This is a genomic window from Cohnella cholangitidis (assembly GCF_014107495.1).
GTDB classification, from domain to species: Bacteria; Bacillota; Bacilli; order Paenibacillales; family Paenibacillaceae; genus Cohnella; species Cohnella cholangitidis.
On sequence record NZ_CP041969.1, the window covers coordinates 599,299 to 626,030 of the forward strand.

The 26,732-nt window shown below is 51.4% G+C and carries 22 protein-coding genes; 10 read left to right on the plus strand and 12 right to left on the minus strand.

The window, feature by feature from the left end:
• Positions 1-30: 30 nt before the first annotated feature.
• Positions 31-2,010, minus strand: coding sequence for a sensor domain-containing diguanylate cyclase (locus tag FPL14_RS03070; RefSeq protein WP_182301649.1), 1,980 nt, complete (start codon positions 2,008-2,010; stop codon positions 31-33).
• A 324-nt stretch (positions 2,011-2,334) separates the two neighbouring features.
• On the opposite strand from FPL14_RS03070, the gene rpsD reads away from it, so the two are divergent.
• The 3 genes from rpsD (at position 2,335) to FPL14_RS03085 (ending at position 3,849) form a co-directional block, all read left to right on the plus strand.
• Positions 2,335-2,934, plus strand: coding sequence for a 30S ribosomal protein S4 (rpsD, locus tag FPL14_RS03075; protein ID WP_182301650.1), 600 nt, complete (start codon positions 2,335-2,337; stop codon positions 2,932-2,934).
• A gap of 121 nt (positions 2,935-3,055) precedes the next feature.
• Complete coding sequence (locus tag FPL14_RS03080) at positions 3,056-3,280, plus strand: DUF1450 domain-containing protein (RefSeq protein WP_182301651.1); 225 nt, start codon at positions 3,056-3,058, stop codon at positions 3,278-3,280.
• A 62-nt stretch (positions 3,281-3,342) separates the two neighbouring features.
• Positions 3,343-3,849, plus strand: coding sequence for a ferritin (locus tag FPL14_RS03085; RefSeq protein ID WP_182301652.1), 507 nt, complete (start codon positions 3,343-3,345; stop codon positions 3,847-3,849).
• A 65-nt stretch (positions 3,850-3,914) separates the two neighbouring features.
• Here the strand turns inward: FPL14_RS03085 and FPL14_RS03090 are convergent, their stop codons facing one another.
• From FPL14_RS03090 to FPL14_RS03100, 3 genes are all read right to left on the minus strand, one after another.
• Positions 3,915-5,246 carry an ABC transporter substrate-binding protein gene (locus tag FPL14_RS03090; RefSeq protein WP_182301653.1) on the minus strand — a complete coding sequence of 444 codons (1,332 nt, stop codon included), beginning with the start codon at positions 5,244-5,246 and terminating at the stop codon, positions 3,915-3,917.
• A gap of 134 nt (positions 5,247-5,380) precedes the next feature.
• Positions 5,381-6,214, minus strand: coding sequence for a carbohydrate ABC transporter permease (locus FPL14_RS03095; RefSeq protein WP_182301654.1), 834 nt, complete (start codon positions 6,212-6,214; stop codon positions 5,381-5,383).
• Complete coding sequence (locus FPL14_RS03100; RefSeq protein ID WP_229263759.1) at positions 6,214-7,104, minus strand: carbohydrate ABC transporter permease; 891 nt, start codon at positions 7,102-7,104, stop codon at positions 6,214-6,216. Before FPL14_RS03100 ends, FPL14_RS03095 begins: the two co-directional genes overlap by 1 nt.
• Before the next feature lie 191 nt (positions 7,105-7,295).
• On the opposite strand from FPL14_RS03100, the gene FPL14_RS03105 reads away from it, so the two are divergent.
• The 4 genes from FPL14_RS03105 (at position 7,296) to FPL14_RS03120 (ending at position 14,914) form a co-directional block, all read left to right on the plus strand.
• Positions 7,296-9,140, plus strand: coding sequence for a cache domain-containing sensor histidine kinase (locus FPL14_RS03105; protein WP_182301655.1), 1,845 nt, complete (start codon positions 7,296-7,298; stop codon positions 9,138-9,140).
• Positions 9,137-10,741, plus strand: coding sequence for a response regulator transcription factor (locus FPL14_RS03110; RefSeq protein WP_182301656.1), 1,605 nt, complete (start codon positions 9,137-9,139; stop codon positions 10,739-10,741). The genes FPL14_RS03105 and FPL14_RS03110 overlap by 4 nt, the downstream gene beginning before the upstream one ends.
• A gap of 183 nt (positions 10,742-10,924) precedes the next feature.
• On the plus strand, positions 10,925-11,665 hold the full coding sequence (locus FPL14_RS03115; RefSeq protein WP_182301657.1) for an MBL fold metallo-hydrolase: 741 nt from the start codon (positions 10,925-10,927) through the stop codon (positions 11,663-11,665).
• 144 nt (positions 11,666-11,809) lie between these two features.
• Positions 11,810-14,914 carry a penicillin-binding protein 1A gene (locus FPL14_RS03120; RefSeq protein WP_182301658.1) on the plus strand — a complete coding sequence of 1,035 codons (3,105 nt, stop codon included), beginning with the start codon at positions 11,810-11,812 and terminating at the stop codon, positions 14,912-14,914.
• Positions 14,915-14,962: 48 nt separating this feature from the next.
• Here FPL14_RS03120 and acsA read toward each other — a convergent pair whose 3' ends face one another.
• A complete protein-coding gene (gene acsA, locus FPL14_RS03125) occupies positions 14,963-16,687 on the minus strand; it encodes an acetate--CoA ligase (protein WP_182301659.1) in 1,725 nt (574 codons plus the stop codon).
• Positions 16,688-16,935: 248 nt separating this feature from the next.
• Between acsA and FPL14_RS03130 the strand changes: the two genes are divergently transcribed.
• On the plus strand, positions 16,936-17,568 hold the full coding sequence (locus FPL14_RS03130; RefSeq protein ID WP_182301660.1) for a GNAT family N-acetyltransferase: 633 nt from the start codon (positions 16,936-16,938) through the stop codon (positions 17,566-17,568).
• Positions 17,569-18,780: an acetoin utilization protein AcuC gene (locus FPL14_RS03135; RefSeq protein WP_182301661.1), complete on the plus strand. Its 1,212-nt coding sequence runs from the start codon at positions 17,569-17,571 to the stop codon at positions 18,778-18,780. It begins immediately after the preceding gene.
• Between the two features lie 81 nt (positions 18,781-18,861).
• Here FPL14_RS03135 and FPL14_RS03140 read toward each other — a convergent pair whose 3' ends face one another.
• The 5 genes from FPL14_RS03140 to FPL14_RS03160 form a co-directional block, all read right to left on the minus strand.
• Positions 18,862-19,563 (minus strand): 5'-methylthioadenosine/adenosylhomocysteine nucleosidase, encoded by a 702-nt coding sequence (locus tag FPL14_RS03140; protein WP_182301662.1) that lies wholly within the window; start codon positions 19,561-19,563, stop codon positions 18,862-18,864.
• A 92-nt stretch (positions 19,564-19,655) separates the two neighbouring features.
• Positions 19,656-20,669, minus strand: a complete 1,014-nt coding sequence (gene ccpA, locus FPL14_RS03145; protein WP_182301663.1) for a catabolite control protein A — start codon at positions 20,667-20,669, stop codon at positions 19,656-19,658.
• 130 nt (positions 20,670-20,799) lie between these two features.
• Complete coding sequence (ytxJ, locus tag FPL14_RS03150; protein WP_182301664.1) at positions 20,800-21,159, minus strand: bacillithiol system redox-active protein YtxJ; 360 nt, start codon at positions 21,157-21,159, stop codon at positions 20,800-20,802.
• Positions 21,160-21,255: 96 nt separating this feature from the next.
• Positions 21,256-21,666, minus strand: coding sequence for a TraR/DksA C4-type zinc finger protein (locus FPL14_RS03155; protein ID WP_182301665.1), 411 nt, complete (start codon positions 21,664-21,666; stop codon positions 21,256-21,258).
• A 72-nt stretch (positions 21,667-21,738) separates the two neighbouring features.
• On the minus strand, positions 21,739-22,149 hold the full coding sequence (locus tag FPL14_RS03160; protein ID WP_229263760.1) for a VanZ family protein: 411 nt from the start codon (positions 22,147-22,149) through the stop codon (positions 21,739-21,741).
• Positions 22,150-22,265: 116 nt separating this feature from the next.
• On the opposite strand from FPL14_RS03160, the gene FPL14_RS03165 reads away from it, so the two are divergent.
• Positions 22,266-22,787: a type 1 glutamine amidotransferase domain-containing protein gene (locus FPL14_RS03165; protein ID WP_182301666.1), complete on the plus strand. Its 522-nt coding sequence runs from the start codon at positions 22,266-22,268 to the stop codon at positions 22,785-22,787.
• A gap of 85 nt (positions 22,788-22,872) precedes the next feature.
• Here the strand turns inward: FPL14_RS03165 and ptsP are convergent, their stop codons facing one another.
• Together ptsP and FPL14_RS03175 are read right to left on the minus strand one after the other, a co-directional pair.
• Positions 22,873-24,627 carry a phosphoenolpyruvate--protein phosphotransferase gene (gene ptsP, locus FPL14_RS03170; protein WP_182301667.1) on the minus strand — a complete coding sequence of 585 codons (1,755 nt, stop codon included), beginning with the start codon at positions 24,625-24,627 and terminating at the stop codon, positions 22,873-22,875.
• Entirely contained in the window at positions 24,624-26,507 is a 1,884-nt protein-coding gene (locus FPL14_RS03175; RefSeq protein ID WP_182301668.1) for a glucose PTS transporter subunit IIA, read from the minus strand. Before FPL14_RS03175 ends, ptsP begins: the two co-directional genes overlap by 4 nt.
• Positions 26,508-26,732: the final 225 nt, after the last annotated feature.

A 26,732-nucleotide genomic window follows, 5' to 3' on the forward strand; every position in this document is an offset into this window, starting at 1 on the left:
ACTTCGAGCAAGCTTGTTCCCGTTCCGGTGTTACCCGACCACTATGCAGTTCCGTCCTTGGTGCTTGGCTTCGTACAGCGCCATATCCGCCTTGTAGAACAAAGTCTCGACGCTGACCCTCTCGTCCGCCAGTCGCCACTCCGATATTCCGCAAGAAACCGTCACTTGAGGATTCGTCTCCTCTTCGACTCTTTGCCGGATTCTCTCTGCCACCCGTTCCGTCTTTTCCAGACCCAGCAATGGCAAATAGATGGCCAACTCTTCCCCGCCCCAGCGCGCGGCGATGTCGCTATCGCGGATCGAGGAGCGAATAATGCCGCTGACTTGGATAAGGATATTATCCCCGACCTGATGCCCGTAAGTATCGTTGATTTTTTTGAAGTGATCGATATCTACGACGATAAGCGAGCCCGAGTTATCCCGAAGCTGTTTGCGGCCTATTCTCTCATTAAGGTAATGACGAGCATACAAGCCGGTTAAATTATCCGTAATGACCATTTTACGTACCTTCGCATGCAACGTGGCGTTGGACATAGCGAGTCCTAAATGGGCGGATAGTACTTGCAACAGCTTGTAGTTATCGTAAGAGAAGTGATTCGGTTCGCTCTTCGTGATAAGTACGGCGCCAATCACCTCGCCGTTGAGAAGCAACGGAGAAGCCAAAAGAGAACGTGAATGGGTCACGTCCATCAATTGAGACGAAACGGGAGTCGCCGAGCAATAATCGGATAAAATGATCGGCTCTTTCGTCGACCACATCACGCCGCAAAATCCGTAATCCTTGGAATAGGTTTCTCCAAGCATCTCCGTTACGTTCGCGGACATCACGACGAATTGCTGGGAATCCACGTCGTATTGCAGAATGCAACAAAAATCGGATTTGAATATCGCGAGCAGCTCGGTCGACGCGAACTGCATCGTGTCCGACAGTTTCAAGCTGCTGTTCAGCCGTTGCGTCAACTCGTTGATCAAACGCAATTCCCCGACCAGAACGTTAGCCTGCTCGTGAAGCTTGGCTTTCTCGAAAGCCGCGCCCGCGGCGGCAGCCAGCATCGACAAGAAGCTGATATCCGCCTCGTCGAACTCTCTCTCCGGCAAATCAAGCCGAAGAACTCCATAGACGCCTTGCTTGCCCGACAATGGCACGGCGAGCTTATGGCGCCCGCCGAAGCGGTCTTCGCGAATTTTGCCGTCCACGAACGCGGATTTGCATAGATCCATGTCACTCAAGTGGAATGCCAAAGGTTTGACCTTCTCGTTCGGACTATTATAGTCTTGGGAAAGAAACAAATCCGCCTTGCAGATCGGATACAGCTGTTCAAGGCTGTCAAGCACCTCGGACAGCACGTTCTCGACGTCGATATGATCGTTCAACCGCCTCATCACGTCGAAAAGAATATCCCTGCGGCTTTCTTCTTTCTTCGATAACTTGCGTTCCCTTAAAAGACCGCCGACGAACAGATTCTCGAAATGGCGGTAAATGCAGCTGCGAATATGCAACGCGGCCGCTTGAAGCAGCTTCAAATCCCCTGCCTGCGCCGTGCCTGCAGGCAATAAACAAGCGACTACGGCACACGGAATGCCTGTCGTGCGGGTAAAAATAGGGACTGCTATTGAATCGAACGCTTTGAGCTTAGGGTAGCGATGTTCCTCGGCGCGCATCAAGGTAGGCCGACATGTCTCAAGCGCCGTACTTGCCGCCGTCGGACCGATCATCTCCGCGTTCCAAGTGTCGAGTAAATATTCGTTATCGTCATCCTGTCCGCCGGCGGATACGCTAGTTCCGTCCGGATGAAGCAACGTCAACTGTCCGCCTAACCAAGGAAAGCCTTCAACGTCTTCCCGCCATTCCGTATAGCAACTTACTAGCAACGAATGGATATAGGGGAGATCTGCTTCCGTTAAATCCTGCTTCTGCAGCCATCCTGGCAGCTGCTGACGGGTGCGGGTTGGATTCTCTAGATCCTCTGGCACATCGTGTTGCTGCTGCGTTTTTCTCTTACTGACCATACCCGACACCTCCGCCCCGATGTCCTCTTTCCTTAACTATACAATGAAACAGTGATTTTTGCACTAGGTTCATAGAAGTCTATAGTCCTATTTCTTATTTTTTATGAAATGCTTTTTAATAAGCTTCTTGACAATCGCTCACAGTTTCTTATAATATAACTTGTTGAATACTGGGCTTAGTTCTTGTGACACCCTCTCGGACGACCCGCCAGCGGGCTGCGGCTGAACATCCCTTCTGGAACCGAATCATTCGGTTATGGCGAAATCCGCGCAACGAAACCCATTTTCAGAAAATTTCATTTTGAAAAAGGAGCTTTCTAACTCATGTCAAGATATACAGGCCCTAAGTTCAAATTAAGCCGCCGTCTGGGAATTTCCCTAAGCGGATCCGGTAAAGAATTGAAACGCGCTTTCCCTCCGGGACAACACGGCGCTAACCAACGCCGCAAAATCAGCGGATACGGAATGCAATTGCAAGAAAAACAAAAACTTCGCCACATGTACGGTTTGAACGAGAAGCAATTCCGCAACTTGTTCGATCGCGCATCGAAACAACAAGGTATTGCCGGTGAGAACTTCATGTTCTTGCTCGAAAGCCGCTTGGACAACCTCGTGTATCGCCTAGGTTGGGCTAACTCCCGTTACGGCTCTCGCCAGCTGGTCTCTCACGGTCACGTGACAGTCAACGGCAAGAAAGTCGATATCGCTTCTTACATCGTGCAAGTAGGCGACAAAATCGGTCTTCGCGAGCGTTCCCGCTCCCTTAAATCGATCAAAGAAGCATCCGAAGCGCGTCATCACCTGCCAGGCTACGTAGAATACGATGCCAACGCAATGGAAGGTAAGTACATTCGTCTTCCGGACCGCGGCGAGCTTTCCCAAGATATCGACGAAAAACAAATCGTCGAGTTCTACAGCCGTTAATCTTATTCTCATCGAAGCCACTCCTCTTCCGGAGTGGTTTTTTATTTTTTCCATTGACAATGATAATGAGAATTAATATCATTTAGGAGGTTGATCATTTTCCAAGAAAGCTGGTTCGAGCATGAGGAAAATCAAGTACTGCTGCCGAAACTTCAAGCACGGCTCCAAGATGGTTTACAAAACGCTAAAGGCCGAGTACCCGGACATGAAGCAGAAGAAAAAAGACTGCTTGGGCGAGTGTAAACTATGCACGAAGCAATGCATGGTCTTGATCGGAAAAACGGAAGTTGTCGTAGCCCCCTCCCCTGAGGCGCTTTACGAGAAATTAAAGCACCGGATAGGATGACCCGCTAATTTATGGTACAATTCGGGTAGATCCTACAGAGTACAGAGGGAGTGAGTATCAAAATGCTAAATGAATCTCTAAGCAAGGCTTTGAACGACCAGCTCAATTTTGAGCTCTATTCCGCTCACGTCTACTTGGCCATTGCCGCGTACTGTTCAGGCGAAAGCTTGGACGGGTTCGCTAACTTCTTTATGGTACAAGCAGAAGAAGAGAAATTCCATGCGATGAAAATCTACAAGTACTTAAACGACCGCGGCAAGCGGGTAACGATGTCCGGAATGGAGACTCCGAACAACGAATACTCCTCCGTCCTTGAAGCGTACGAGCATGCCTTCGAGCATGAGCAAGAAGTTACGCGACGGATTTACCATCTCTCCGATCTCGCGATGAACGATCGGGAGCACGCCACGATCCAATTCCTGAAATGGTTTATCGACGAGCAAGTCGAAGAAGAATCGATGTTCGACAGCATTATCAACAAGCTTAAACGCATCGACAAGGACAGCAACGCCTTCTTCATGATGGACGCGGAATTCGCTCAGCGGACGTTCACTCCTCCGGCTTTGTAAGCCCGATCGACATAATTAAAAATGGCTGGCAGACGGTGAGTCTGCCTAGCCATTTTTTTATTGCTTTATTTTTTTACGATATCCGCAACTGCTTTATCCAATTTCTCCAGCAATTGATCGCTCTTGATTTGTTTGCCGAGGTACTCCTGCATAGCTGCGCCCCATTGTTGCGTGATGCCGTCAGGGAAGCGGTCCCAGTTCCAAGTTTTCACTTGCGCAGGATTTGCCGGAGCGAATACCGCGAAGTCTCCAGCGATTTTACCTACCGCATCCGGGTTCGGAGTGATGGAGTTAAGAGCAGGAACGAATTTGAAATCGGTCGAGATATATTTCTTGCCCGTTTCGGAAGTGACCATCCAGTTCAAGAACGCTTTAGCCTCTTCAGGATGCGCGGACTTGTTGTTTACGATCCAGTTATTCGGTACGCCCGTGAAGACGTTCGGTTTGTCCAGAAGCGGAACCGGCATCATGCCGAGGTTCAAGCTTGGATCTACTTCGTCAACCATGCCTTGAATCCAGTTACCGTGTTGAATCATTGCGTATTTGCCGGAAGCGAATTCCGCGACTTGAGTGTTGTAGTCCGTTGTGATCGCTTTTTCTTGGCCGTTAGCGAACATGATATCGACCAAGCGAACCCATTCTTTCATGATCGGATCGTCTTTGAACGATTTCGTGCCGGCTTTGATTTCTTCGATGAATGCAGCAGGATCAGCTTGGTTAGCCAATGCGATATTCAGCGTGTGGATACCCATGGACCACCACTCGTTCGTAAGAGCGAAAGGAATGATGCCTGCGTCTTTCAATTTCTTAGCTGCGGCTTCAAGCTCGTCAAGCGTCTGCGGAAGCTCCGTGATGCCAGCTTTAGCGAACAGGTCTTTGTTATAAGTAAAACCGTAAGCTTCCAAGTTCATCGGCATGCCGAGCAGCTTGCCGTCACGCGTAATTTGCGGTTTGGATGCTTCGACCAAATCTTTGGCCCAAGGCTCGTTCGACAAATCCGTAGCACGGTCTACGTAAGGGTCGAATCCTGCCCAACCGGAGGAATTGAAGATTTCGGGCTCTTCGCCGGCAGCCAGCGTAGCTTTGAGCAACGCGCTGTAATCTTCTCCGCCGCCGTGCGTTTCGACTTCGACTTTAACGCCGGTTTCGGCTTCGTACTCTTTAGCCATTTTGTTCAGCGCTTCCGCGATTTCAACCTTGAATTGATACACTTTGATCGTTACGTCTTTTTTCGCAACCTCTGATTCTTGCGCCGCAGGCGAAGATTCAGCAGCCGAGGATGCAGGAGCGGACGAAGCGGATGGACTTGCTTCATTGCCGTTGTTTTTTCCGCAAGCGCTGATCAACGTGACGAGCAGTACGGCAAGCAAAGACAGAATCGATAATTTTTTACTCATTGTGTGACCTCCCAAGGTTATTTGTTTCTGTTGCTACAGCGTCATTATAATTTGGCGAAGATTAGATCTGACACCTAAATTATTGAACTGTTAGGTGTAAAATTTTGATTATTTCGATAGGTATAGTCAAATTTTCACCCTTTGATCGAACCCGCCGCAATTCCTTCCACGATGTGCTTTTGCAAGAATAAGAAGAACAGGACGATCGGAACCGTGCTTAACGTTAACGCGGCCATGGCCATGTCCCATTTCCGTAAATACTGACCGAAAAAGAGTTGTATCGCAAGCGGGATCGTCGTATAGGTGTTGTTAACGACGAGTACCGGCAATAAGTAATCGTTCCAGATCCACAACACGTTCAAGATGACTACCGTCGCCACGATCGGACGCAGAACGGGGAACACGATTCTCCAAAAGACGCCGTACGGAGAGCATCCGTCGACGACGGCCGCCTCTTCGATTTCCCTGGGCACGGATTTGATAAATCCGTGGAAGAGGAACATCGACAATGACACCCCGAACCCTAAATAACAAATGATGATTCCGTACAGATGCCCTCTTAACTCGAAAATAGCGCTTATTTTCATGAGAGGCAGCATGACCGATTGGAACGGAATGATCATGGCGCAAATGAACATCGTAAACAAGAACCGATTGAACAAGCTAGGGCTGCGCACGATCCGATAAGCCGTCATCGAGCTAATGACCACGAGCCCCGTAACGCTCAAACACGTCAACACGACCGAGTTCATGAACACGGTGGGAAAATCGATCGCTTCCCAGGCTCTGCGGAAATTGTCCAAGCCGAATTGCTCCGGCAGCTTGGCCGCGTCCAGCAAAATATCTTTGAGCGGCTTAAAGGAGTTGACGATCAGGAAGTAGAATGGCGACAAAAAGAGAAGCGCCAACAAGATGCCGACGATTTCCGCCGTGAACAAACCGAATGAATAACGTTTCTTTTCGAGCATTAGACTTCCACCTCCTTCTTCTTCGTCAGCAACACTTGCGTTACCGTAATGAGCGCGACGCCGATGAAGAAGATCATCGCCTTGGCCGTTCCTAATCCGTAATGGCTATAGGTAAGCGCCTCCCGATAAATATTCAGGGCAATCGACTCCGTGGCATAACCCGGGCCTCCGCCTGTAAGAGAAAGGTTGAGATCAAACATCTTGAACGCGTTCGACGTCGTCAAGAACAGACAGATCGTAACCGCAGGCATGATCATCGGCACGATAATGCTGCGGAGCATTTGACCGGAACTCGCTCCATCGATCTTCGCCGCCTCCAGCAAATCCTTAGGGACGCTGACTAGGGCTGCGACATAGATAACCATCATGTAGCCGGCCGATTGCCATACGAAGACGATAACGATTCCCCAGAAGGCCGTCTCCTTCGTTCCCAGCCATGCAAGATTGAATAACTCGATGCCGGTCGATTCTCCGATAGCCGCGAATCCGCGTACGAAGATGAAGTACCAGATGTAACCGAGCAGCAACCCCCCGATCACGTTCGGGAGAAAGATGACCGTCCGCAATACTTTTTTTGTTTTCAAGGCTTGATTAAGCAGCATGGCCAATCCGAACGCCACAAGATTAGTCGCGATAACCGCGACTAACGTAAATCTGAGGGTGAACCAGAAAGAAGTCCAAAACCTCTCGTCATCCGTTAAAATTTTCCGCAAGTTGTCCAGGCCGCTCCACTTGGCATGGCTGGAAATCCCGTCCCAATCCGTGAACGTGTAGTAGAACCCCATGGCAAAAGGAGCTACAACGATTAAGATAAAGAACAAGAGTCCGGGCCCGATAAATACGATTTGTTGCAGCCACTCTCCGCGACGCTTTTTTTGTAGTAAATTCACTCCGTATGCTCCCTCCCGATATCTAGGTGCTTTTCTCCAATATTCTCTTCCATGTCCCCAGTATAAAGCGGAGCATTTCTTCGCAACCACAGAGAATGATGATGTTCAAGGTGGAATATATTGACCATATTGACCATCGGGCAACCTTGGTTTACTGTTTGATAGACAAACGCAAGGAAGAGGCGATCCCGATGCTGAAGCTGTCCCTGTTCCGAAACACCATCCGCAATAAGCTCATGCTTCTGCTTCTCATCGCGACGATCTTGCCGATCGCGACTTCCATGGTGATCTCGTACAATTCCACGAAACGTTCAATTTCGGAGGAAGCCTACGAGAAGAACGCCAGGATTTTATCGCTCGGCAAAGCCAACTTACAAAGCTACATGCAAAATATTAACCAGAAGTCGCTTGCCGTCTATAACTCTATCAACGTCCCTCGCTCCCTGTACTATATTCTGGAGCATAATATGGAGGACGAAGTGTTTCCAAGCGATCTCTCCGACGTCATACGCAATCGGAATTTGCTTAGGGATCACTTGCTTAACATTTATCAGAGCGTTAAGGAAACCCATCAGGTCCGCCTGCATATCGTCTCTCAGAATACGACCTATTTATTAAGCAACGGCGGCGATAAAATAAGGGCGGACATCCCCGCGAACGACTTTAACGTCCTTACGAAGAAGCCTTTTATCGAGCCCAGCCACATGAGCCACAGCTATGGTCTCGGTGCCCGTTCCACGGATCAAAGCACGCTCGTGTTCACCCTCCATCGCCCGATTTTTCGCGCGCCGAGCGAGATTTTGATGGCCCAATTATCAATCGACATTAAGCTGGACGCGCTATCGGATTTAAACAGTCACCTCTATGATTCGGGTAAAGAAAAATTTTATATTGTCGACGCCGACGGCAATACGATTATATCTTCCGAGAATGGCGCGGCAGGCAAGCCTTTGGATGGAGATTGGCTTAAGAAAATCCGCAAAGACGATCTTACGAACGGTTATCTTAAATGGGAAGACTCCCATTTCGCGGGAATCGTTTTCTATGAGCGGATAACGACCCCGTTGATGGATTGGTATTTGGTCAAAATGACTCCTTACGAGCACTTGTACAAGACAGCCGAAGGCATTACGCAGATTAACACTTGGGTCGGAGCCATGTTCTTAGCGATCGCGGTGCTCGCCACCTTGTTGATTTCCTTCCGCTTTACGAAACCTTTGCTTAGCCTGATCGGCTACGTCAACCAAATCGAACGGGGACATCTGAACGTCGACATCGACATTCGCAGCAACGACGAGATCGGGCTTCTCTCGCGAAGATTCCGATCGATGATGCAGACGATCAACAATTTGATTCTCAAGGAATATCGGCTGGAGCTAGCCAACAAGACCAATCAGCTCAAAGCTTTGCAAGCGCAGGTAAATCCTCATTTCCTGTACAACGCCTTGCAGTCCATCGGCACGGTCGCCTTGCAACATAAAGACCAGCAAATCTATTCTCTCGTGACGTCGCTGGGTAAAATGATGCGCTATAATATGAACACCGGCGAAACGATCGTCGAGCTCGAGAAGGAATTCGGTTACGTGCAAGCGTATTTGGATTTACAAAAGCAGAGATTCGACAAATCGCTCGAAATCAATTACGTCATGGACCCTGAGACGCGGTCCATACTCGTGCCGAAGATGATCCTCCAGCCCCTCGTCGAAAATTTCTTCAAACACGGTTTTAAGCAAAATGACGACGAACCGGCGAAGCTGCTGATCTCGTGCTCGCTGCAAGAGCAACTGCTCGTTATTCTCGTCCGGGATAACGGAGCCGGGATGACCGAAGAGAATTTGGCGGAAGTTAACGAGCGTTTGAGGCTCGGGCAATCGGCAGGCCGGGGCAAAGAAAGCGGAATCGGATTGCTAAACGTACTGTCTCGCTTGCAACTGCATTTTCACGAATCGGCCTCCCTCACGCTTGCCAACGCCGTCCCGGAAGGTCTTTCCGTTGAAGTTCGCATCCCGCTAGGAAAGGAGCTGGCATCAGAATGAAAACGCTCATTATCGATGACGAGAAGCATGTCCGAGAAGCGATTAGACTGCTCGTTCCTTGGGAACGGATGGGAATTACCGCCGTACTCGAAGCAGCCGACGGACAAGCCGCGATTCGAATAATCGAATCCGAAAATCCAGCTATTATTTTCACGGACATGATGATGCCGCATGTAAGCGGCGTAGAATTGTTGGCATGGGTAGCGGAGCATGCGCCTTGCAGCAAAGTCATCGTAATCAGCGGCCATGACGACTTCAATTTCGTACGTCAAACGGTGAAATACGGCGGAATGGACTACTTGCTGAAGCCTATCGACGAAACGCAGTTGTTGACCGCCTTGTCCAAAGCGATCGACGAATGGCAAACCGACGAAGAAGCGCGATGCAGAGACCGTAACCGAAACATGGAAATCAATCAGCTCAAGCCGGTATACTTGGATAAATTTTTTTCCACGATGCTTAGCGAGCAAGTGGATTACGTCGCCATACAGGAGACGCTTCAGCAGCAATTCGAAATCCGCGAGCCGATACAAGAAGCGAGATTATGTCTGCTGAGCTTAGAACTTACCCCTCCATTCATTCGCAATAAGTTTGCGGCAGGCTGGGATTTGCTCTACTTCTCCTTAACGAATATTTGCAATGAATTTTTGCGCAATCACGGTTCGGGGTATGCTTTTCGATATTGGGGGCAAGAGAACGAAATCGTCATCATCCTATGGAAAAACGTCGATCTCGCGGAGAAGCTGATCGCCGAGATGAACGACGGGATCTTCCAGGTGTTAAAAGCGAGATTCGGATTCGGCATAGGGAACGTCGCCATGTTTCCCGGACAACTGCTGCAATCCTACAAGCAAGCCCGTAAAGCCGTACGCCACTGCAACTTGCGCCGCAACGGCAAATGGATTCAAACCTACTCCAACATTGAATCCGGCGGCAAAAACGTCGTTTTTTTCACCGAGCACGAGCAAAAAATCCGTTACGCTATTCAGAGCGGGGACAAAGATCAGTTGCCCGCCGCATTCGAGTCATGGTTCAAAGCGGTAGAACAATGCGATAACATTACTCTCGAACAGTTGCAGCTATGGTGGCAAGAATTTCGCTTGGCGCAGACGATGTGGATAAAAGGCTCCAATAACGCCAACGAAGGCGCGGGAGACAATCAACTGCCAGCCGTGATCGATAACGAAGGCAGATTCGACGTAGAGGTTTGGAAGCTTGGCTATATGAAGGAAGCTTTGTCGGTTGTGGAGAAATTGTCGGAAGGTTCCGGCTCCAGCCAAAGCTCCATGCAAGCCATCGCCAAATACATAGACCAATTTCTCCACGAGGAATTGTCGCTGCAGGATATTTCTAATCGGTTCTTCCTCAGCCGGGAGTATATATCGCGTAAATTCAAGCAAGAAATGAACGAAAATCTTACGGACTACATTACGCGTATTCGGATCGAACGAGCCAAAGATTTGCTAGCCGGCTCGCAATTGAAAATCGCCCAAATCTCCGAAATGGTCGGTTTTCAAGACGAGAAATACTTTAGCAAAGTGTTCAAGAAAGGGACGGATTGTTCCCCTAACGAATATCGCAAACAGCATTCCGGAAACTAACCGCGGATGACAAAAAAAAGAGGTTGCCCTGAAGATTAGGGTAACCTCTTTGACTTTTTAATTAAAGGATTGCATGCGAGCGGTAGTCGTGTTACGATAATACCTATTAATTTATTTTAATTGAATATTATAGCAAAATATTTACCGTTTGTCAACAATTATTTTTTTTGGAGGGAATCCCGAATGAATGCACCCGCTCAAGTAACGATGATCGAATTGCCGTACGAAGCATTCGGAGCGCGATCCGCGCTTCATCCAACGCTGATCCGCGACGATAAGCACGTTATCCTGATCGATACGGGAATGTCCGGAAAGGTCGGCCAACTGCGCGACGCGCTAGCCGAACTAGGCGTGACGTTCGACATGCTCACGTCTATAATTCTCACTCATCAAGACCTCGACCACGTCGGCGGGGCCGCCGACATTTTGCGGGAATGTTCCGGGCGCGTCACGGTTTACGCGCATGGGCTCGATAAGCCTTACATCGAAGGACGCTTCCCTCTCATCAAAACAAGCCCTCAAGCCTTAGCTCAAATGGCATCCGCTCTTCCGGAGCACATGCGCCAAGATGTCATGAAATCAATGGAATACGCGCCGATCGAATCCGTTGACAGAACGTTAGACGACAACGAACGACTGCCCTTTTGCGGCGGAATTACCGTCATCCATACCCCCGGACACACAGCCGGACATATTAGCCTCTACTTGGAGGAGAGCAAAACTCTCATTGCTGCGGATGCCCTAACATGCAAAGACGGAGTTCTTCACGGCCCCGTCCGGCAGACGACCTTGGACATGGAAACCGCGATCCTGTCAATCCGGAAACTGCTCGATTACGAGATCGATAAAGTCATTTGCTATCACGGCGGATTATGCTCCGATAACGTTCAAGATCAACTGAAGATTGTCGCAGAACAACGGTAACGAATGAGCTTCCACCTCCCTTGCGCTAATTGTCTTCCATTTGTCATTGGGTCTTTTCTCCTTGTTTAGCACGCCCTTCCGAAAGAAGTCAAACGATGGGTAAATGTGCTATAATAGTTCTGTTTGTTGAAGGAGGATTTCTAAATGACGAATACTAAACACCCCCCTTCCGATCCGAAGCCTAAAGGCCAGGGTTTCAAGACAGCGGGGAAAATCGCGGGATTTACCGTGCTTTGGCTTATCTTGTTCGGTGTGCTCGCCGGACTCGTGGGCGCCGGAGCGGTGACGGGATACATCGCTTCATTGGTAAACGAAGATCCTATCCGAGACCGCGGCTTCATCGAAGAGAAAATTAACGAGAACGCGATAACCGGATTCGTTTATTTCAACGACGGCTCCCCTATCGGACAATTGCGTTCGGAAGAAGACCGCCGTCCGGTCACTTACGATCAAATTCCGCAGACGATCATCGACGCGGTCATCGCCATAGAAGACAAAAATTTCTTTACGCATCCCGGCGTTGATACTAACGGGCTATTCCGCGCCGTTAAACAGCAATTGCTGAACGAGAGCGTGCAAACCGGAGGAAGTACCATTACCCAGCAATTAGCGCGCCGGGTATTCCTCAATCTCGATCAAACGTCCAGTCGCAAAGCCAAAGAAATTTTCCTATCGCTTCGATTAGAGCGATTCCTAAGCAAAAAAGAGATCATTACGGCCTACTTAAATAAAGTCCCTTACGGAAACGGCTCCTCAGGGTACCAAGTATTCGGAATCAAAGCCGCGGCGAACGGAATATTCGGGGTCAAGAACTTGAACGATCTGAATATCGCGCAAGCAGCCTATCTGGCCGGCGTTCCGCAGCTGCCGTCCTTGTACTCCGCTTTCAACGGGAAAGGGGATTTCAACGAGAAAAACTTCAAGCGCGCTGTAACGCGCCAGAAGCTCGTCCTTAGCCGTATGCTGGAAGAGCAAAAAATCAACCAAGCGCAATATCAAGAAGCATTAGCTTTCGACCTCTATTCGTCGCTTGCCAAACCAAGCGAAAAAGCTTACAACACTTATCCGTATCTCATGTTGGAAGTAGAGCGCCAGGCTGCCGAATTGCTCGTGCTTCAGCAAAATCCGGAGCTTAAACGCGAGGATCTGAAGAAAAAAGAAAATTCCGCCTTGATCGAAAACGCGCGTGCGGAACTTCTGCGAAGCGGTTATAAAGTCACTACTACCATCGACAAAAAAATATACAACCTTATGCACGATATCGCCGAAAATCCTGAAAACTTCGCTCCTGACCATCCTGTCAAAGGCGTCGAGCAGATCGCCGCCGTCATGATGGATCAGAAAACGGGCGCCATTCTGGGCATGATCGAAGGCCGCGACTTCCATATCGAGCAAATGAACTTCGCGACCCAGATGGTACGGCAACCGGGATCGGCGATGAAGCCGATCGGAGCCTATTTGCCGGCGATCGAGAAAGGCCTTATCCAGCCGGGCAGCGTGGTAGACGACTCTCCTATTATTTTGAAGAACGGCGGAGGGGGATATCATATTCCGAAAAACTCCAACAACCGTTATTCGGGACTCGTCACCGCCCGCCAAGCCCTGAACAGTTCGTACAACATTCCCGCTCTGAGAATCTTCTTAAATAAGGTCACGATCAAGGAGTCATGGAATTTTGCCCGTTCCCTTGGCATTACTACGCTAGTTCCCGAGGATGACCAAGCTCAAACCGGGGTTATCGGCGGACTCAAATACGGAACATCCGTCGAGGAATTGACGAATGCGTACGCTGCCATCGCTAATAAAGGCGTTTTCAACGATGCCTATTTAATCGAAGAAATCCGCGATGCCAATAACGAATCCGTCTACAAGCACAAAGCGGATCCGAAGCGAGTCGTATCCGAGCAATCCGCTTATCTGATGACGGACATGCTGCGAACGGTCGTCACGAACGGTACGGCAACGTCGATCATGTCGCAATTCAAAAATTACAAAAATATTCCGGTTGTCGGCAAAACCGGAACGACGCAAAATTACAGCGACGTCTGGTTCGAAGGGTATACGCCGGACATTACGCTTGGGGTATGGGCCGGATACGAGAAAGTCATTCATAATCTATCCTCCGACAGTCACGGAAGAGCCCGTTCCATCTGGGCCAAGATCATGAACGACGTCACGGAAGCCAAGCCGGAGCTCTTCCAAACCAAGAAATTCGAGAAGCCGGACGGTATCGTCTCGATGACCGTGTCCAGCGTAAGCGGCAAGCTGCCAACGGACTTGACGAAAGCTGCCGGCAAGCTCGTTACCGATATTTTCAACCGAAAATTCGTCCCGACCGAATCCGACGACGCTCTCGTCAAAGTGAAATACATTTCGTACAACGGCGTCAATTACTTGCCTCAAGACGAGACGCCGGAAGACTTGTTACGCGAATCGGTCATGGTCGTCCGGGAGTCTCCTCTCGATACGCTGATCGAGGAATTGAAGGCAAAGCTGGGCCAAGTGTCCGCCCAGTCCCGCCGAGCGTTGTCGTACTATTTGCCGAAGGACGCCGCCGAGAGCGCGCCTTCCAAAATCGACCCTCGGGTAGACGACGGAGCTAGTCCTAACCCTCCGGCGCACGTATCGGTGGAAACCTTGAACAGTTTGGCAAGAATTACGTTTACTCCTTCAACGCAGGCAGACGTTGCAGGATACCGCTTATATCGCTCCATTAACGGCGGCGTGTTCCAGAAAGTCGAGGCTTCCGTACCGACGGGCGAAGATCCTAAGTTCGTCAACTATACTAGCGCCAACCAATCTTATAGCTATTACGTTACGGCCGTTGACGTCGTTGGCAACGAATCCGCCCCGAGCGAGAAGATCTCGACCGATGGAGGACAGACGGACATCGACCCTAACTTCCCGGATCCAGGAATTCCAGGCGGCGGCGAAGAAGTCGATCCCTCCTTCCCAAGCAATCCAGGCGGGAGCAACGCTCCTTCAACGCCTTCCGGCTTGACCGCTCAAGGAACCGACATCGGCGTGTCGATCGCCTGGAACGCGAATTCGAGCAGCGAAGGCGTAACGCAGTATCAGGTATGGTACAGCGAATCGGAACATGGAAAGTATAAGCTCCTAGGCACGACGGAATCAACTGCATTCGAGTACATCGCTCCGATGTCCGCCGGCTGGTACCGAGTAACCGCCATTAGCGCATCCGGCGAGTCGACACCGACTACCGCAATCGAAGTAAAGTCCGGAACGTAACGCAAAAAGCCCTCGCGAATGCGCGAGGGCTTTTTGTTGTCGGTATAATTAATCTTCAATCGTGGATAAGTCGCCGGTCGGCAAATTCAGCTCCCAAGCCTTGAGTACCCTGCGCATGATTTTGCCGCTGCGGGTTTTCGGCAGCTTGTCTTTGAATTCGATCTCGCGCGGGGAAGCATGCGCGGACAGACCTTCTTTCACGAACTTAGCGATATCCGCTTTAAGCTCATCGGATGGCGTGAACCCTTCGCGAAGCGAAATGAACGCTTTGATAATTTCTCCGCGCAACGGATCGGGTTTGCCGATAACCCCCGCTTCCGCAACCGCAGGATGCTCAACAAGCTTACTCTCTACCTCGAATGGCCCTACCCGTTCGCCGGATGTATTGATAACGTCATCGATTCGTCCTTGGAACCAGAAGTAGCCTTCGTCATCCTGATAAGCGGAATCACCCGATACATACCACCCGGGAATATGGAAGTACTCCGCGTATTTCGTCGGGTTATTCCAGATTTTGCGCATCATGGACGGCCAAGGCGTTTTGATTGCCAGGTTACCCATGCGGAACGGCGGCAACTCGTTGCCTTGATCATCGATGATCGCCGCTTGAACGCCGGGAACCGGACGGCCCATCGATCCCGGTTTAATTTCCATGCTTGGATAGTTGCAGATCAATTGTCCGCCCGTCTCCGTCATCCACCAGGTATCGTGAATGCGTTGGCCATAAATTTTGTTGCCCCAACGGACGACTTCAGGGTTAAGCGGCTCCCCTACGCTTAATACGTGGCGCAAGCTCGAGAGGTCGAACGATTTGACGACGTCGTCTCCCGCTCCCATTAACATGCGGAATGCCGTCGGCGCGCTATACCATACGGAAACCTTATATTTTTGAATCGTCGAATACCAATCTTGAGGGCTGAATCTTCCTCCGCGAACGACGTTGGTTACCCCGTTCAACCATGGAGCGAACACCCCGTACGACGTACCCGTTACCCAGCCGGGATCGGCCGTACACCAGTAGACGTCGTCTTCCCTTAAATCCAAAACGACGCGGCCCGTGTGATAATGCTGGAGCATCGCGTTCTGTACGTGGAATACGCCTTTTGGTTTCCCCGTAGACCCCGAAGTGTAATGGAGAATCAATCCGTCTTCCCGATCGAGGTACGTAATTTCCGTTTCCTCGGATGCGGAATTCATCGCCGAACGATAATCGACGATGCCATCCCCCTCTGCTACGGAATCACCGAATACGATGACATGTTTAAGGTCCGGCAGCTCGGCGCGCGGCACCCGCGACAACAAAGCAGGAGTGGTTACGATAGCTACGGCGCCGCTATCCAGAAGACGATCCCTAACGGCCGTCTCCATGAACGCCTCGAACAAAGGCCCGACTACGGCTCCGACTTTGAGCGCTCCGAACAAGCTAAAATACAGTTCAGGCGTCCGCGGCATGAATATGAATACTCGGTCGCCTTTATCTACGCCCAATCCGCGCAGCACGTTGGCGAACCGATTGGACTGCCTCGACATTTCCGCGAAGGTATAGCTTTGCTCGCGCTGGTTATCGCTGTAATGGAGAGCGATTTTATCGCCGCGCCCATTGGCCACATGGCGATCGATCGCTTCGTATGCCATATTGACCTTGCCGGTCGAAGCCCAAGTAAATTGCTGCTCGACATCTGCCCAGTTAAAGCTTTGTACCGCCTCTTCGTACGATGCCATATTGGACACCGTTGCCGTGACGGCCAGTTTTTCATCCGATTGAAATGTCACGATCCATCACCTTCCCATTAAAATGCGAGCATCCCTTTACGAATGCGCTTACACAACATGGAGTAATCAGTCTCATCTGCCACAGACATTATAACACAGTGTTCCTAGGCTAGGCATAGGTAGAAAGGACATTTTCCAACAGGTCGGGGGTAATATTAACCAATCCTTCCGTATCCCGGTTCCGTCCCCGGCCTTGAAGATGATATAATGGTCTTTAAAGTTCGTACAACGGATCTAGGGGGAACGGCATGGACCATATCAAATCGTACGTCCGCTATCCAATCGCTAGAGATGGCCAATCCCTTATCCTTGAAGGACCAGTTCCTCCGGAAAGCTTGCGCGACATGACTCTCCATCCTAAGTTGGATGCTTTTCGCAGGCCTAAAGATCAGCATGAGGCTTTAGTCGAAATTTCCGAGCTTCCCGAAGGAAGGATCATCGTTGCGCGCGACGATAACGTTATCGTCGGATATGTAACCTTCCACTATCCGGACGAGATGGAGCGTTGGTCCGAAGGCGGAATGGATGATCTCGTAGAGCTCGGCGCGATCGAGGTAGCGGATGATTACCGCAATCTGGGTCTCGGAAAGTCTCTGATCTCCGCGGCGTTCGAGAACGGCCAATTAGATAATATGATCGTTTTCACGACGGAATATTATTGGCATTGGGATTTGGAATCAAGCGGGTTAAACGTGTGGGAATATCGCGAGATGATGGAACGGCTTATGAAGTCGGTCGGCATGGTGTGGTTTGCGACGGACGATCCGGAAATTTGCGCGCATCCCGCCAACTGCCTCATGGTTAGAATCGGCAAAGACGTTCCGTTGTCTTCCGTTGAACAATTCGATCGCGTTCGGTTTAGGCAACGATTCATGTATTAGATGAAAGGCAGGCGACCTTCTCTGTCCTCCAGAACGATATGGATTAATAACAAACCATCAGGGCGTTACTGTTTTTCCGAAGATCATCCGTTTCATCCCTTTCGCATCGAGCTGACGGAAGATCTTCTGCGTCGATGCGGCGCATTGCCAGATGAGCGTATTGTTGCGCCCTTCCCTCTGGAGGAAGCCGATCAGGTAATCCGAAAAATCCATAGGAAAGATTATGTCGATACCGCTATCGCGCTGAGCGCCGCCAATCCCGATGCGCGCATCGTCAGCAACGCCGAGCAATACGGCCTCGAAGCCGATGGGGATACGCCCTATTTTCCCGGAATGCACGAAGCTACCGTCGCCGTTGCGGCCGGTTCTCTGGCGGCGGCGGACGCCGTCATGTCGGGCCGGGCGGATCGCGCCCTGCACTTGGCCGGAGGTCTTCATCACGCGTTCCCGAATCGTTCCTCGGGCTTCTGCGTCTATAACGACGCGGCAGCGGCGATTACGTACTTAAGGGATAAATACAAGGCGCGCGTGCTTTACATCGATACGGACGTCCATCATGGTGACGGCGTACAGTGGTTTTTCTACACCGATCCCGATGTGTTTACGCTATCGATACACGAAACCGGCAAGTTTCTGTTCCCCGGCAGCGGCTTCGCGCATGAAAGAGGGGACTCCTCCGGTTACGGGTCATGCCTGAATCTGTCGATGGAGCCCTATACGGAAGACGATTCGTGGCTCGATTGTTTCTCTCAAGCGATAGAGAAAGTTGCCCATGCCTATCGCCCGGATATTATCGTCAGCCAGCACGGATGCGACGCGCACGCTTTCGATCCGCTCGCGCATATTCATTGCAGCATGCGAATTTATCGGGAAATGCCGAAAATCATACATCGGCTCGCGGATCGTTATACGGAAGGCAAATGGGTAGCGCTTGGCGGCGGCGGATACGACCATTGGCGCGTCGTCCCGAGAGCTTGGAGCCTGCTCTGGCTTGAGATGAGCGGCCATTCCCTGCTAACGCAAATTGACAGCGCATTCTGCGGAGGATTACTGCCGGAACAGTGGTCGGCTTTCCAATCGCCGAGCAAACCTTCCGATCTCCCGAATACATGGCTGGACGACGTAGCATGCTGGATTCCTATGCCGAGAAGAGCCGAGATTACGGCTAAAAATAAAACGATGCTGGAGATCGCGCTCCAGCATATCGGTTAAGAAAGAATGAAGAGCTGGCAACCGGATCGAACGAGGATCGGATCGCCAGCTCTATTTTCTTTGTCCACGATAGTTCGTCCCTTACAGCCCTTTAACCATCTCATCTACGATTGCATAAGAGCGATTAGCCGCTTCGATCGTAAATTCCGCGAAATTCACATGGGCGGAACCGTCCGCCTTGTCCGACATTGACCGAATGATGACATGCGGAACCCGGTTCATAAAGCACACCTGCGCGACGGAAGCCCCTTCCATCTCCGTGCAAGCTCCGCCCAGTTGCTCGTGCAAGCCTTTAACTACCGCACGATCTGCGATGAACTGATCTCCCGATAGGACTTTGCCCTTGTAACAACGTCCCGGATATACTTTTTGCCCGGCTTCTACGGCAAGCGCGATCAACCGTTCGTCCGCCTGATATTCCGATACTTCCTGGTAGGGTATCGTCCCGCGAGGAAAACCAAGCGCCGTCACGTCAACGTCGTGCTGAACGCTGCTCGTGGAAATAACGATATCCCCGATGTTGAGCTTCGGATCTACCGCTCCAGCCACGCCGGTGAACAGAACGACGTCCGCGCTGTAACGATCGATTAATACTTGCGTACAGACGGCGGCGTTTACTTTCCCCACGCCCGAACGCGTCAGTACGACCTTCTTGTTGCGAAATAAGCCATGGTGATAAGTAATTCCCGCATGCTGGTCCGTATGCTTATTGTCTAACTGCGCTAGCAACAGTTCGATTTCCTCCTGCATGGCTCCGATAATCCCGATTGTCCCGTAAGTCACGATTCTTCTTCCTTTCTACTCATGCTAACTCCATAGAGACGCCCCGCATCGGTCACGTATGCACCGAGGCAGGGCGATTAAAGGACTTATGGTTACTTTCCTTTCGGACCGGCAACGGACCGGCGCACGATTAGTTCATGCGGCAAGGTAACTTTCGCGTTCTCTACGGTTTCCTTCTTCATAAGCTTCGTTAGAAGCCGCATGGATACCGCTCCGATGTCATACATCGGCTGAGCGACAGTCGTCAGCAACGGTCGAACCATCGAGGAAATGCGGCTGTTGTCGACGCTGATGACGGATACGTCATCGGGAACGATTAAACCGGCATCCTGAATGCAATGAATAGCTCCGGTTGCCATTTCGTCCGTAGCGGAGAATACGGCCGTCGGACGCTCAGGCAAGTCCAAGAAATATTGCATCGCTTCAATACCCGATTCGTATTTATAATTGCCGACCCGCACGTAATCTTCCCGGTAAGGCAGACCGGCCTGCGACAACGCGCGTTTGTACCCCTGAAAGCGAGCGTAACCGTTCGCCGGATCCTGCAACGTACCGCTAATCATCGCAATGGCTGTATGCCCTTCCGCAATGAGTCGGTTAACGGCGTCGAAAGCCGCCGCCTCATGATCGATATCGACCGAAGGGATCGTGCTCTTCTCATCCGTAGTCGCGCACAACACGATCGGTACGTTGGAAGTTTTGAACGCTTGAATATGCTCGTCCGTCACCGCTCCGCCCATGAACAACAAGCCGTCAACCTGCTTTTCCAGCAGCGTGTTGATGACTCGAATCTCTTTGTCTTTGCGCTTGTCCGCATTACAAAGAATAATATTGTAGTGATACATATTGGCAATGTCTTCGATTCCCCTTGCAACCTCTGCAAATATCGCATTCGCGATATCGGGAATGACCACGCCTACCGTTGTCGTTTTCTTGCTTGCCAGACCGCGCGCGACCGCATTCGGCCGGTAGCCGAGTCGCTCTATCGCCTCGTAAACTTTCTTGCGAGTTTGAGGTTTAACGTTAGGATTGTTATTGACGACACGGGAAACTGTTGCCATCGAAACGCCAGCTTCGCGTGCCACGTCGTAAATGGTTACCGTCACAATGATTCGCTCCAATGTTCGTGACTGGATCGCAAACCCTTGTCCAGTCATGGATTATTAAGGTAATCATACGACAAAACCGCATGTTTAGCAATCTAACATGAGGTTAATCATGCGCATGAGGTCGAGATTAAGGGTTGTTCACAGACGAACCCAGCTTTTCCGACAAAAAAGAGTAAGTGATATGCCAATGGGAAGTATCCCAAACCGGCGATCCGTCCTTCACCAATATTGCTTGGGGAGAAGCATGCTTGACTCCGAGCTGCTCCGCGATCGCGTTGCTGACCGGACGATCCTCGATCACGTGAACGATGGCATAGTCGACGGACTCGGCTCGTCCGTCTTCGATGAAATGCGACAATTCTTCATGTGCGCCCGCGCTGACCGAGCAGCTGGTACTATGCTTAAAGACGAGCAAAGGCTTGCCGGATGTCGCTTTCAAAGCTTGATCCCATTGCTCTAAAGACGTTAATTGTTGAATGCTTGCCATTACGCAGCCTCCTTCAAAATCGAAGATCAATATGAATATCGTAGCAGAAAATGGATTGCCGCGCAAAAAAACGGGGAATCCCCCGTCCTCAAGCACCTATGATATGTATTGAGCGCTAATTTGGGACAGCCGGTTCTGAATTTCCTGCTTCCAGAGCTCATCCTCCAGAGACGATGCGATCAGCCATAGATCCAGCAATTGATTGATCCGTTCCTCCGCGGCTCTGGCGATCACGGGGGCGTGCAGCGTATCGGATAGGTGCATGGCTTCGGACAACACCCCCGCCCATTCGTGGATTTGGTCGAATGGAATACTGTGAGGAGCAGGACGCGAACCTAGCTGCCCGACCAACTTCCCGACGTCGTCTTTAACCCCGGGAAACACGTCGTTCCGGCCGCACTGCGCGCAATTGTATACGGGAACGTTATTGATATTCACTTTTTTGGCAAAGATGACCGTGCGGAGCTTGAGGTTCATTTCTCCTCCGCATGAACAGGATTTAAGCAACGGGATTCTCTCCTTAAATAAACAAAGAGCTTACCCTGTAATGATTCGTCCCGATGCCTATGAAATCCTGCTCTACCCTATCGTGTAATTTCTGGAACCGCGCTTATGGCGAAGCTTGCTAACTAGCAAAACAAGCAACGCAGCCGCAGCCGCGCCCATCCCGTCGTGAAGCAGATCCAACGGATCCGGACTTCTCATCGGAACGAAGGATTGATGCCATTCATCCGTCACGCCGTACAAGACGCATATTAATACGTTTATGACAAATCCCGACCATGCGGTCGAACGCCTGCCCATCGCGAATGCAACCGTCAGTCCCAAGATGAAATAGGCCACATAGTGCATAGGGTTGAAGTCCGCCAAGCCCGGCAGCCATTTCTGGAACCACGGAAGCACGCTATCCAATTGTTCCCCGCTTCGGGACGAGGAGATGAAAATGGCGATCATACAAATTACGGCGGGAGCGTATTTCCATATTCGCAACGGAAGAACCTCGCTTTCTGTCCGTTCGCGCTTGAAAAGCGAGCGTGAACGTAAGTCGATGATTTGGTACAATAGACTACTGAGCCTTATCAGATCAGGATTGGAGGACTTCTTTAATGACTACCGTAAAAAGAGTAGTATGTTTGCTCGACGATGAATTCGAAGATTTGGAGCTTTGGTATCCGGTGTATCGCTTAAGAGAAGAAGGCGCCGAGGTGCTCTACGCAGGTCCCGAGAAGGGACGGAAGCATATCGGAAAATACGGCGTGCCCGCTGTCTCCGACATCTCCTACGACGATCTCGACGCCGATCGCTTCGACGGCCTGCTCGTTCCCGGCGGCTGGGCCCCGGACAAAATTCGCAGAGATCCGCGAGTACTCGATTTCGTGCGGCGGATGAACGATAGCGGCAAGCCGATCGGACAAATCTGCCATGCCGGCTGGGTGCTCATCTCCGCGAAAATATTGGAAGGCAGAACCGTGACCTCTACGCCCGGCATCCGGGACGACATGGAGAACGCAGGTTCCGTCTGGCTGGACGAAGCGGTCGTGATCGACCGGAACATCGTATCCGCCCGCAGGCCGCCGGATCTGCCTCCGTATGCCAAAGCTTTCTGCGACTTGCTGTTCGGCCGTTAAATCCTAATGCCTCCTTCCCACCCGGTTTTCCGGCGAATTCGGTAAGGAGGCATTTTACGTCGCTCAAGGTTGCGATCGCGTGGGGTTAAATATGAGATTGCACATTGCCTGGCGCGAGCGCCACTTCCGCCCGGAACAGGTCGGCGAGCGCGCGAACTTCACCGGCGCTCTTGCATCGGAACATCTCTTCCAGCAGTCTGCGGCTATCCGACGCCTTCGTCCGCAGCATGCTTTGCTTGACCGGCAGGATCGCCTGCGCCGACAAACTGAGCACTTCGATTCCGAGTCCTAGCCAGATCGGCAAAGCGTTCACGTCGCCCGCTATCTCTCCGCATATGCTGACCGGGATTCCTCGCGCTTTGGCCGCTTGGGTCACCGTGCGAATCATGCGTAAAATCGAGGGATGATAAGGTTCGTATAGATGATTGATCTGCTCGTTCATCCGGTCGACCGCCAGCGTGAATTGGATCAAATCGTTAGTGCCGATGCTGAAGAAGGCCACTTCCTCAGCGAGCAAATCCGCGATCGCCACCGCCGCCGGCACCTCGACCATGATCCCGGCTTTAATCAAAGCATTATGAGAGATCCCCTCGGCAGTTAACTCCCTCTTCGCTTCAGCCAACACTTCATTCGCTTCCCGCACTTCGTCTACGGAAGTAATGAGCGGATACATAATCTTAATGTCACCGTAATCGGAAGCCCGAAGAATGGCACGGAGCTGAGTTTTGAACAAATCTTTGCGCTCCAAGCTGAATCGGATAGCCCGGAATCCCAGGAACGGGTTCTCTTCCTCGGGTAGTTCGTGATAATCCAATTGTTTATCGCCGCCGATATCGAGCGTCCGGATAATCAGCGTTTTCCCGTTAAGCTTTTGTACGACTGCCCGATACACTTCGTATTGTTCCTCTTCGGATGGAAAATGACTGCGGTCCATGTATAGGAATTCCGTCCGGAACAATCCGACTCCCTCCGCTCCGTTGCTTAACGCCGCCTCCAATTCCTTTAATGAACTGATATTGGCAGCCAGGGTGAGCGGTACTCCGTCCGGCGTAACCGAAGGTACCTTCGCGAGCATCAGCAGCTGCTCTTTTTCGATAATTTCGCGCTTGCGCATATCCGTATAGCGGGCTACCATATCCGCCGTCGGTTCGATCTGAAGCGAGCCGGTTCCGCCGTCGATAATCAGGAGATCTCCCGTGCTGATCGTTTGCTCCAGCTTGCCTTCCACGCTCATGACCATCGGAATCCCGAAAGCTCGCGCCATAATGGCCGCATGCGAAGTCGGACTTCCGACCATAGTCACGATGCCGAGCACGAGTTCGGGTTTGAGGTGAACGAGCTGCGACGGAGATAACTCTCTTACGACGAGAACGAAAGGCTGGGTATCCTCGGGCAGGGAAATATCGGGCGCGCCGAGCAAATGCTTGAGGAGGCGATTTCCTACATCCTTAATATCCAGCGCCCGTTCTTTCATGTATTCGTCGTCCAACAGATCGAACATCGTCACGAAATGATCGATCGCCTCTTTGACGGCGACTTCGGCGACTTTATATTGCCTTTGGATGATGCCTTGAATTTCATTCATGAATACGGGATCTTCCAAAATCGCCAGATGGGCATCGAAGATGCTCGCTTCCTCCGAGCCTACCGCTTCGTCCAGCTCCGTTTTCATTTGGTTGATCTCGGTTTTGGAACGGCGAATGCCTTCGTATAGCCGGTCGAATTCTTTGGCCAAATCCGCCACGTCGATCTTCTGATCCGGAAGCTCCCATTCCCAATGCGGAAGAACGAACGCTTTCCCTATTGCGATTCCTTGCGAAGCGCCAATAGCCTGTATCATCTCTCCGCCCCCTTCTCTCTCTCTTGCACGACAACCGACATAACCGCGGCTTGGCCTTTCTTGACCACCTTATACGGAGCGAACCGCCATGATTTGACGACGTCGCTGTTCGTTATGACCATTGGCGTGGCTAATGATTTCGCATGCTGCTTCAAGGTTGGAATATGGAATTTCAGAAGCGGCTGGCCTGGCGAGACTTCGTCTCCCATCTTCACGAGTATCGTAAAACCTTTCCCCTCCAAATGCGAGGTGTTGATACCGACGTGCAGCAGCACCTCCAAACCGTCTTTCGTAAGCAAGCCCACCGCGTGCAGCGAGGGATGGATATGGATGATTTTCCCTTGAATCGGCGCGACCAATTCCCCTTTATCCGGAAGGAAAGCGACTCCCCGGCCTACCAACCGCTGAGCGAATATCGGATCGTCGACTTCTTCCAGAGGAATCATCCGGCCTTGCACCGGAGAATGGAATTGAATCTGTTGAACGTCCGTCTGCATATGCTTATGAATTTCTTCCCGAATCAACTCCGAGAAAGTTCCGAACACGACCTGCACGTGCCCGCCTCCGAGTCGAATGACCCCTGCGGCTCCCAAGTGGCGCAACGATTGCACGTCGACCTTGCGATCATCCTCGAGAGTTAGCCGAAGACGGGTTATGCAAGCTTCAAGCCGTACCATGTTTTCCTTGCCGCCTAAAGCCTGCAGAATAAGGGGCGCACGGTATGGAATGTCGCCTGCCCAGTCGTCGAGCCGGGTCGCGTCCTCGCGTCCTGGGGTAGCCAGTTGGAAGCGCCGAATACTCCACCGGAACATGACGTAATAAATAAGCCCCGTTACGATCCCGATCGGCAGCAACAGCCACCCTCGCTGAGCAAGCGGCATGTTGACCAAGTATTCCAAAGCTCCCGCCGAAAAAGTGAAACCGTGATGAATGTCCAGTTCGTAAACCAACCACATTAACCCGCCCGAGAGGAGCGCGTGGACGAGAAATAAATAAGGAGCCACGAACAGAAAAGCGAACTCGACAGGCTCCGTAACGCCCGTAAGGAAAGAGCCTAGCGCCGCTACGCGGAATTGCTTGCTCGTCTTGGGCTTCAAATCTTCCCGCGCTTCATGGATGATAGCGAAGGCAACGGCCGGTAACGCGAACATCATCGTAGGATACAATCCGGCCATGAAGATGCCCGCCGAAGAATCTCCCGCGAAGAATCGCGGCAAATCTCCGAAATAGATGGCTCCGTCAGCGCCCTCGTACTCTCCGACTTGGAACCAGAAGAGATGATTGAGGATATGATGAAGCCCGAACGCGACGAGAATGCGATGAAGGAAACCGTACAGAAAAATTCCGAAGCCGCCTGCGGAGTATACCAAAGTGCCCGCGGATGCTGCCCAGCCTCTTAATCCTTCGCCTACCCCTATCATCGCCCATGCGAACGCAAGAGAGACTACGCTCATGAATAGAGGAACGAATCGGGAGCCTCCGATAAACTGCAGAAACTCCGGGAGTTGGAACGACTTGAACCGATCGTGCGCCCATCCGGAAACAATGCCGATAACGGCTCCCGCGAACATCGAGGGCTGAACGCCGTTCGGGTCATAGGTGTGCGTGACGATATGGAAAATAAACATCCCGGTCAGTGCCGCCATTCCCGCCGTGGCGGTCTGGTTGGACAATCCGAGCGCGATTCCTATCGCGAACACGTACGGCACGTATTGGAAAATGGCCATCCCCGCCGCGTTCAGAAGTTCCGGCACTTGCGTCCAGCCGAACGAATCCCACGGCAATCGCGCGAGCATAAGGAATATGGCGGCCGCGGGAAGCACCGTCATCGGCAGCATCATCGCCCGGCCCAACCTCTGGAGGTAGCCTATTCCGTACATGTCTCCCCCTCCTTTCCGATGGAAAATTCAACTTAGATGCTTATTAGCAGACAAAAAAGATGACCTGTAGATTGAGGCGACGATGTTTCTCTCTCCAGCCGCAACTCTTTTACCCCGCAAAGTGACGAAAATGCTAACGAAGCATAATCCGAGTACTTTGCGGGGGCCCCTGGGATGCTTTTAACCTGATTAGGTTAACAAGGTAGCAATGGGCTCCAAGAGGCG